Below are 7,574 nucleotides of genomic sequence, written 5' to 3'. Positions count from 1 at the left end.
CATAAGCCATCAAAGAGGGATATTGAATGGTCTGAAGGTGATTTGAAAAATTCGATGGAGAAATACAGATTGAATTCTTTAGAGGGTGAAATTAAATATTCAAACTATACGAAAATAAACAATACAAACTTGAGTGCGGATGAAGTGGCAAAGATAATCAAGGAAAAATTCCAATTATAGTATAGAAAAACGCTTGGATGCCCAAGCGTTTTTTGGTGTTAAGTTTACTGCTAATTTAGTTGTTATTTTATATAACATTTGAACTGTTAATTTAAATTTTCTCCACATTATCTGAACTACTTATGTTAAAAAGCCTGCGTTATATCACAGGCTTTTAAATACGCGTTTCTGAGATAGCGTCTCGTACTTTTTCTAAAGAGTGCTTTGCTTTTTCTTTGTTGGCAATCATAATGTTGACGTAAAGAGCGTCAATTAAGCTTAATTGGCCGATGCGAGAAGCGAGGGCTTCGGAACGATATTCTGTTTCTTCAGAGCTTGTATACAGGGAAACGTCTACATTTTGACTAAGTGGTGACTTTGGAAAGCCCGTGATGCCAATGGTTTTCGCACCGTGCTGCTTAGCCGTATTTAAAATGTTTAACGTATCTTTATTTGTACCTGAATGAGAGATAATGACCGCCACATCATGTTTCGTTAATTGAGATGCCGACATGAGCTGAAAGTGAGAGTCGATAAACGCAAACACTTCTGTACCCGTTCGAACAAATTTATGGTAAGCATCCATCGCGATAATAGCCGATCCACCCGTACCGTAAAAGTAGACTTTCTTTGCTTGCTGCAGGAGGCGAGTTGCTTTTTCAATCGCGTCTTTATCTAAAATTTGAAGCGTGTTTTCGAGCGTTCGAATATTTGAACGGAAAATTTTTTCAGCAATGACGCGTTCATTATCATCCTCAGTAATCTCTTCATGGATTTGCTGAATAGGCGTCATAATTTCAGCTGCTAAAGAAATTTTCATAGCTTGATAGCCTTTAAAGCCGATTCGTTTACAAAAGCGGAAAACCGTCGCATCCGCAACGTTTAGGTTATCAGCAACTTCATTAATGGTGCTATGAATAATATCTTCTGGGTGTTCTAAAATATAATTCGCGATTTTCTTTTCCTTATCGCTAAAGCGAGCATAATGAGACCGAATGTTTCCTAAGCAGTTTTGCGTCATAAACTAATTTCCTTTCAGAATATTTGTAAAGATAGTATAGCATAGAATAATTAACGAAAAAAATTTTCTTGTAATCGTTTGCGGTTATGAAAAAAATTTCGTATAATAGTGAATAGACAAGAAAATTTTTTTCTGGAGGACATACATCATGAAATTAGGTTTAGTAGGTTTAGGAAAAATGGGTTACAATTTAGCATTAAATTTGCGTGACCACAATCACAATGTCGTAGCATTCGACTTAAATAAAGAAGCAGTAACAAAAATGAATGGTGAAGGCGTAGAAGCGTTTGATTCATTAGAGCAAGTGATTGAAAAGCTACCATCTCCAAAAATTGTTTGGGTAATGGTTCCAGCAGGAGATGCAACAGAACAAACGCTAGTGCAACTTAAAGGTTTATTAAATGAAGGAGATATCGTAATTGACGGCGGTAACTCTAACTATAAAGAATCTGTACGTCGCGGAAACGACTTAAAAGAAAAAGGAATCTTCTTCTTTGACGTAGGTACAAGCGGTGGTATGGAAGGTGCTCGAAACGGAGCATGTACAATGATTGGTGGAGACAAAGAAGTATTCAGCACAATCGAGCCATTATTCCAGGATATCTGTGTAGAAAACGGCTACCTGTACGCTGGTGAATGCGGAAGCGGCCACTACTTAAAAATGGTTCATAACGGTATCGAATACGGCATGATGCAAGCAATTGCTGAAGGATTTGAAGTACTTGAGAAAAGCCAATTCGACTACGATTACGAAAAAGTAGCGCGCGTTTGGAACAACGGATCAGTTATTCGTTCATGGTTAATGGAACTAACGGAGAATGCGTTCTCGAAAGATCCAAAACTAGATGAAATTAGAGGGGTTATGCAGTCTTCTGGTGAAGGGAAATGGACGGTTGAAGAAGCGCTTGATTTACAAGCACCAACACCTGTTATTGCACTATCCTTAATGATGCGCTATCGTTCATTAGAGGAAGATACGTTTACGGGGAAAGTAGTAGCGGCTCTTCGCAACGAGTTCGGAGGACATAGCACAGTTAAGAAATAATCAAACAAGGGGGAAAGCAGCATGAGCACCAAATATGCAATCGGAGTTGATATCGGTACGACAAGTACAAAGTCCGTTCTATTCTCAATAGATGGAACGGCTCTTTCACGAAAAGGAGTTGAGTATCCTTTATATGCACCCGTACCCGATGTAGCAGAGCAAGACCCGGAGGAAATTTTTCAAGCCGTCATTACAACAATTAAAGGCGTCATGAACGAAAGCAATGTGAATCCGGAAGATATTCTTTGCGTATCGTTTAGCTCTGCGATGCACAGCGTCATCGCAGTAGATGAAAACGGTAAGCCGATCACAAAGTGTATTACGTGGGCAGACAACAGAAGTGCGAAATGGGCAGAGAAGATTAAGAATGAGTGGAACGGACATGAAATTTACCTGCGTACCGGAACACCAATTCACCCGATGTCACCATTAGCAAAGCTGACGTGGCTATCTCATGAGCATACGGATATTGTGGAACAAGCTCATAAATTCATTTCAATTAAAGAATATGTGTTTTATAAGCTGTTTGGCGAATACGTAGTGGATTATTCAATTGCATCAGCTACAGGTATGTTTAACTTAAAAAACTTAAGCTGGGATGAGGAAGCGTTAAAGGTAAGCGGCGTATCAGCTGACAAATTATCAACGCCGGTATCAACGACACATTGTATGAAAGGGTTAAATCCAGATCTTGCAACCGAAATGAACCTTTTACCTACCACTTCATTTATTGTTGGAGCAAGTGACGGAGTGCTTTCAAACCTTGGTGTAAATGCGATTAAACCTGGAGTTGTAGCGGTAACAATCGGAACAAGCGGCGCCATTCGTGCCGTAACCGATCGTCCGGTTGTGGATCCAAAAGGTCGTATTTTCTGCTATGCGTTAACGGAAAACCACTGGGTAATTGGCGGTCCTGTGAACAATGGTGGAATGATCTTCAGATGGGCAAAAGAGCAGCTGGGTGCAGCCGAAGTAGAGACAGCTAAGCGCTTGGGGAAAGATCCGTATGAAATGCTAACAGATATTGCAAATACGGTGAAGCCAGGAGCGGATGGCCTGCTGTTCCATCCTTATTTATCTGGAGAAAGAGCGCCGCTTTGGGACGCGAATGCCAGAGGTTCATTCATTGGCCTTGGATTACACCATAAAAAAGAACATATGATTCGTGCGGTCTTAGAAGGTGTTATCTTTAACCTTTATACGGTTTTATTAGCACTTGAAGAGCTAATCGGTGAGCCGAAGCAAATTCAAGCAACAGGTGGCTTTGCTCGTTCACCACTATGGCGTCAAATGATGGCTGATATTTTTAACCAAGACGTATCGGTTCCTGAAAGCTTTGAAAGCTCTTGTCTAGGAGCAATCATTTTAGGTATGTACGGTTTAGGAGAAGTCGATTCTCTTGAAGTTGTTTCCGATATGGTCGGTGCAACGCATCACCATAAGCCAATTGAAGCTCATGTTTCCATTTATGAAGAGCTAACACCTATTTATATTCGCTTATCGCGTTTATTAGGTGAAGAATATGCCAATATCGCAAACTTTCAAAAGAAGCACGTAGAATAATAAAAGCGAGACTGAGACATAAGTAGTTCAGCCTCTACTATACCTGAACGATTGAGAGTTCATAACTTTTAATCGTTCAGGTTTTTTGGTTGATTGTGAAAAACAATGTTGGAAACAAGGTGGAATGGAGTGTAGGACACGCGACTCCTGCGAGAAAGAGAGGGAAAACGGAGATCCCGTAGCGCAGCGAGGAAGCTCAGGTTCCTCCCCGCGGAAAGCGAGTGGCCGTAGCACAATGGAACGAATGTGTTGAGACAAACCAAAGAGATGGGAACAGCTAGTGTTCGTCTTTTAGAAGCCATCATTTTGTTATGTCCCAAACTCATTAAAATATTATTTTTTTCTAAAATAAGGTTGAATTAAGAAAAATTTTTTCATATAATTTAAGTAGTTGATGAAATCGTTTTCTATTGAAAGATAATTGAAAGCGATAACAAGTTTAATAGTTTGGAAGCTTACAAGGCTTCGATTTATTTAAATGAAAAAAGAAACCGATTACATATCAAACAAGAGAGGCGGAATGAACATGGATACTTATTTACTACTGATGACTTTAGTATCAATTGTAATCGTTATCATAGGGGTGTCAGTATTTAAATGGCATGCGTTTATTAGCTTAACAGTAGCCAGCATCTGCTTAGCGGTTACGTCAGGGTTAGAATTAGATCAAATTGTAAAAGCTTACGAAACAGGAGTGGGCAGCGTACTTGGACACTTAGTTGGAATTTTAGCGCTTGGAACGATCCTTGGTAAGCTAATGGCTGACTCTGGAGCAGGTATGCAAGTGGCAGACTTCTTTGTTCGTTCATTTGGTACAAAGCGTTTACCGTGGGCGATGATTATCGCAGGATTCATTATCGGAATTCCCGTTTTCTTTGAAGTTGGTATTTTAATTTTACTACCGCTCGTTATCTCAATTCATAAAACAACGAAACAAAATATTTTATTAATTGCTTTACCAGTTATCGCAGGTTTATCAATTGTACACGGATTGGTACCACCGCATCCAGGCGCACTAGCTGCCATTAGCATTTACGATGCAAACCTTGGACGCGTTCTTTTATACTCATTAATCGTTGCCATTCCAGCAGCTATTATTGCAGGACCCGTATACGCAAAGTGGATTCATAAGCGCGTTGTTCCACAAGGTGAGCCAGAACTTATTCGCGTAACAACTCTTTCAAAAGAATTACCTGGAACAGGAATCTCATTCTTTGTTATTTTGTTACCAGTCTTACTAATGATTTTATCAGCGGCTGCGCCGTACTTACCGTTAGGAAGTGGTCTTGAAAAGCTTCTAGTCTTTATCGGTAGCCCGCTAATCGCACTATTAATTGCGTGTTTTGTCGCTTTCTACTTCTTAGGTATGAAGCAAGGCATGACAAAAGAAACAATCAAAAAGCTATCAGAAGAGTGCTTGTTGCCAGTTGGTTCGATTATTTTAATCATCGGTGCAGGTGGAGGATTTAAAGAAGTCTTAATTGAAAGCGGTGTAGGAACAACAATCGCTCAAATGTCTGAGAACCTTTCACTATCACCACTTGTTCTAGCATTTATGATCGCAGGTCTCATTCGTATCGCAACCGGATCAGCAACAGTAGCCCTCACAACAGCCGCAGGAATCGTATCACCGGTTATCGAGCATATGTCAGGCGTAAACCTAGAGCTTCTTGTTATCGCAACAGGCGCAGGTTCACTGATGTTCTCTCACGTTAACGATGCAGGTTTCTGGATGGTAAAAGAATACCTAGGCTTAACGGTAAAAGAAACGTTTCAAACGTGGACGGTACTTGAAACATTGCTTTCATTTATTGCGTTCGGTACTGTGCTTATCGTGAACCTAATTGTCTGATCTTAGAGCTCTCTTTCTACGTAGGAAGAGGGCTTTTGTGCTACATTAGAGAGGTAAAAGGTAAAGCGGGAAAAACATGCCACAGACGTTTCATGGAAAAGAGCTTTTAAAGGAGTTTAAGTGGTTTTCAAAACCGACTCATTTCGAATTAAACGAGCAGCACCTCGTCATGAAACCTAATGTCAATACGGATTTCTGGCAGCGAACGCACAACGGTTTTCAAGTAGATAACGGTCACTTTCTTTATAAAGAAGTATCTGGAGACTTTCAGCTTACAACGAAAGTACACACCAAGCCTCTAAATCGCTACGACCAAGCAGGGTTAATGGTGCGCGTCTCAAAGGATACGTGGATTAAATCGTCCGTTGAATACAGTCCGAATGAATCAAACAAGCTAGGAGCAGTTGTCACCAATAACGGTTACTCAGACTGGTTTACGCAAGATTTTGAAGAGGATCAGTCGGCTCTTTACTTTCGAATGAAGAAAGTAGGGCAAGACTACTCACTTTATTATTCTGTTGACGGTGAGAAGTGGAAACAGCTGCGAATCGCGCATTTATTCGCAGAAGAAGAGACCATGCAAATCGGCATCTATGCCTGCAGTCCGCAGGGAGAAGGATACGAAGCTTCGTTTGAATTTGTTGAAATTCAGCAATAAAAAAAGCAGCGGGATGTCAAAAGGGGTATAACCCTTTTGCAGCCGGCTGCTTTTCTCTTATGAAAAGCTGTCCATTAAAAATAAATAGAAGTGCTGTTGAAGAAGCATAGGGAGATCTTCTTCTGCAATCGTTTCTTTCGTTTTTTGACTGTTTTCTGTGATAATTAGCGTCAAATCAGAAAGCGTTTTGCGTCCTTCCTTTGTGGCAATTGTGACTAAGCGCTTATGTGTAAACGGTGACTCCGGTGACGTTTGGTTAAACTCACACATCGGCGCAAACTCGTGAAATTCTTTTGGTACCGTCGACACGCGGTGCAGCGTTTTCCACTGCTCGTCTTCAAAGCGCTGAAGGTCATAGTGCTCTTCGTCTATTTGAAGCGCGCGGTACTCACCGCTAACGTCGCTAACGACTTCTCCTGAAAGGGGGACGGGTTTACGAACCGAATCGCCAAATCCAACGTCCACAAGATACGGTTCATCGTCTAGATGAACAAGGTTCGTCGCGTGACTGCCTTCAATCGTCCACGAGCCGTCGGGCTTTTTCACCGTTGCGCCTACGTAATGAGCATCATAGCCGATTTCGCGAAGCAGCCAGCCAAACAGCCCGTTTAGCTCATAGCAAAAACCCCCGCGAAGATTGATCACCACTTTTTCAAAAATGCGCTCAAGGTCCGTAATAATTGGCGTCTTGCTGATCACGTCCAGATTCTCAAACGGAATATGAAGCATATGCTTTTCCTGTAAAAAAGCCAGGTTCTCAAGCGTTGGCTCAGCGGGACGCTTGGTCAAAAAGCGAGTAAAATAATAGTTACTATTCAAAGGAACATCCTCCTTTAGCTGAAAGCGTTCTATATCCCATAAAGAAAGTATTGACAACTCATCAGATTCATCCCTATAATAATATCAATACATACATCATATTACGACTTGTTAGCTCAGCGGGAGAGCACTTCCTTGACAGGGAAGGGGTCGGGGGTTCAAATCCCTCACAGGTCATATTTAAATAATGAGGCTGGGACATAAGTAATTCAGCCAATGATAAACCTGAACGATTGAGAGTTTCTCACTTTTAATCGTTCAGGTTTTTTGGTTGATTGTGAAAACAATGTTGGAAACAGGGTGGAATGGAGCGTAGGACACTCGACTCCTGCGGGAAAGAGAGGGAAAACGGAGATCCCGCAGCGCAGCGAGGAAGCTCAGGTTCCTCCCCGCGGAAAGCGAGTGGCCGTAGCGCAATGGAACGAACGTGTTCAGACAAACCAAAAAGATTGGAACA

Annotated in this window: 7 protein-coding genes, 1 tRNA gene and 1 pseudogene; 7 read left to right on the top strand and 2 right to left on the bottom strand. The window is 41.3% G+C overall.

From position 1 onward, the window contains the following. A pseudogene (locus AS180_RS23725) lies at positions 1-180 on the top strand (shikimate kinase); the annotation flags it as partial. Between the two features lie 154 nt (positions 181-334). Here AS180_RS23725 and AS180_RS20610 read toward each other — a convergent pair. Then, entirely contained in the window at positions 335-1,180 is an 846-nt protein-coding gene (locus tag AS180_RS20610; protein WP_061786022.1) for a MurR/RpiR family transcriptional regulator, read from the bottom strand. A 148-nt stretch (positions 1,181-1,328) separates the two neighbouring features. Here AS180_RS20610 and gnd point away from each other — a divergent pair, with 148 nt between their 5' ends. The 5 genes from gnd (at position 1,329) to AS180_RS20590 (ending at position 6,298) form a co-directional block, all read left to right on the top strand. Then, positions 1,329-2,225: a phosphogluconate dehydrogenase (NAD(+)-dependent, decarboxylating) gene (gene gnd, locus AS180_RS20605; protein WP_025908649.1), complete on the top strand. Its 897-nt coding sequence runs from the start codon at positions 1,329-1,331 to the stop codon at positions 2,223-2,225. Positions 2,226-2,246: 21 nt separating this feature from the next. Beyond that, complete coding sequence (gntK, locus tag AS180_RS20600) at positions 2,247-3,788, top strand: gluconokinase (RefSeq protein WP_025908650.1); 1,542 nt, start codon at positions 2,247-2,249, stop codon at positions 3,786-3,788. A 124-nt stretch (positions 3,789-3,912) separates the two neighbouring features. Beyond that, on the top strand, positions 3,913-4,041 hold the full coding sequence (locus AS180_RS23960; RefSeq protein ID WP_258954147.1) for a hypothetical protein: 129 nt from the start codon (positions 3,913-3,915) through the stop codon (positions 4,039-4,041). A 273-nt stretch (positions 4,042-4,314) separates the two neighbouring features. After that, a complete protein-coding gene (locus AS180_RS20595; RefSeq protein ID WP_062687434.1) occupies positions 4,315-5,640 on the top strand; it encodes a GntT/GntP/DsdX family permease in 1,326 nt (441 codons plus the stop codon). Between the two features lie 76 nt (positions 5,641-5,716). Next, positions 5,717-6,298 (top strand): DUF1349 domain-containing protein, encoded by a 582-nt coding sequence (locus tag AS180_RS20590; RefSeq protein WP_025908652.1) that lies wholly within the window; start codon positions 5,717-5,719, stop codon positions 6,296-6,298. 57 nt (positions 6,299-6,355) lie between these two features. On the opposite strand, the gene AS180_RS20585 is transcribed toward AS180_RS20590, so the two are convergent. Further along, entirely contained in the window at positions 6,356-7,117 is a 762-nt protein-coding gene (locus tag AS180_RS20585; protein ID WP_025908653.1) for an arylamine N-acetyltransferase family protein, read from the bottom strand. Positions 7,118-7,222: 105 nt separating this feature from the next. Between AS180_RS20585 and AS180_RS20580 the strand changes: the two genes are divergently transcribed. Continuing rightward, positions 7,223-7,294: transfer RNA gene (locus AS180_RS20580), tRNA-Val, on the top strand. Positions 7,295-7,574: the final 280 nt, after the last annotated feature.

The sequence above is a fragment of the Priestia veravalensis genome, from assembly GCF_001457055.1.
Lineage (GTDB): Bacteria > Bacillota > Bacilli > Bacillales > Bacillaceae_H > Priestia > Priestia flexa.
The sequence above is the reverse complement of the archived record's forward strand: the minus strand, read 5'-3'. Positions and strand labels throughout refer to the sequence as shown.

Coding starts and splice junctions, on each gene's coding strand:
- AS180_RS20595 (WP_062687434.1), top strand. CDS start 4,315: ATGGATACTTATTTACTACTGATGACTTTAGTATCAATTGTAATCGTT.
- gnd (WP_025908649.1), top strand. CDS start 1,329: ATGAAATTAGGTTTAGTAGGTTTAGGAAAAATGGGTTACAATTTAGCA.
- AS180_RS23960 (WP_258954147.1), top strand. CDS start 3,913: ATGGAGTGTAGGACACGCGACTCCTGCGAGAAAGAGAGGGAAAACGGA.
- AS180_RS20590 (WP_025908652.1), top strand. CDS start 5,717: ATGCCACAGACGTTTCATGGAAAAGAGCTTTTAAAGGAGTTTAAGTGG.
- gntK (WP_025908650.1), top strand. CDS start 2,247: ATGAGCACCAAATATGCAATCGGAGTTGATATCGGTACGACAAGTACA.
- AS180_RS20610 (WP_061786022.1), bottom strand. CDS start 1,180: ATGACGCAAAACTGCTTAGGAAACATTCGGTCTCATTATGCTCGCTTT.